The sequence below is a fragment of the Catenulispora yoronensis genome (genome assembly GCF_039531695.1).
Lineage (GTDB): Bacteria > Actinomycetota > Actinomycetes > Streptomycetales > Catenulisporaceae > Catenulispora > Catenulispora yoronensis.
Genome location: NZ_BAAAQN010000200.1, coordinates 1 through 598, shown reverse-complemented (window position 1 = coordinate 598; position 598 = coordinate 1). Strand labels below are relative to the sequence as shown.

Genomic DNA, 598 nt, shown 5'->3' with positions numbered 1-598 from the left:
CCCATGCTGGCAAAAGTAATCCACCGCGCCGCACGCCTTCAGCACCTCCAGCGGCTGGTGGCATTCCGGGCAGCGGGCCTCAAGGGTAAATACCCTTTCGCACTGGGCGCAATGCGCGCTACTGCCTTTGACATCTAACGGCGCGTGGCACAGAGGGCAATCAAGTTCCATAACCATTCCTTTCAACGTTTATCTGCACCTATTTTATCATGTTCCGGGTTTAATGCGGGCCGCGTAATTGCTGCTGCAACCTGAGCAGCCATTCCACTTCCTCAAGCCTACGCTGCGTTAGCCCGGCCACGCTGTCCGGCGCCCGGATAAACAGATTATCAGCGCCGAGGATCTGCTCATCAAGACAGTGCGTATAGATCGCCCCGGGCCGGGTCCAGCGCTGCACCCGCTCGCCGTCCTGTAGCGTCACCACTTCGCCCTCAGGGGCGCGATCGAGGGTGATTATTCGCCCGTCCCGCAGTCCTATTCGCATTCCCTTTTGCCCGCCCGCGGGACCCGCATATTTGTTGAGCCAGATATTGAGCGGGATAGTGCCCAGGGTTCCCTGCAGATGCGCCTCCCCCTCGGCAGTGCTCGTATCCCCAGG

1 protein-coding gene and 1 pseudogene are annotated in these 598 nt (G+C 60.0%); both read right to left on the bottom strand.

Features of this window, described 5'->3' with window-relative positions:
• The coding region (locus ABD481_RS46790) for a zinc ribbon domain-containing protein (RefSeq protein ID WP_344672359.1) at window positions 1-171 on the bottom strand (171 nt) is incomplete at its 3' end.
• A gap of 49 nt (window positions 172-220) precedes the next feature.
• Window positions 221-598, bottom strand: a pseudogene (locus ABD481_RS46785) (oxidoreductase); the annotation flags it as partial.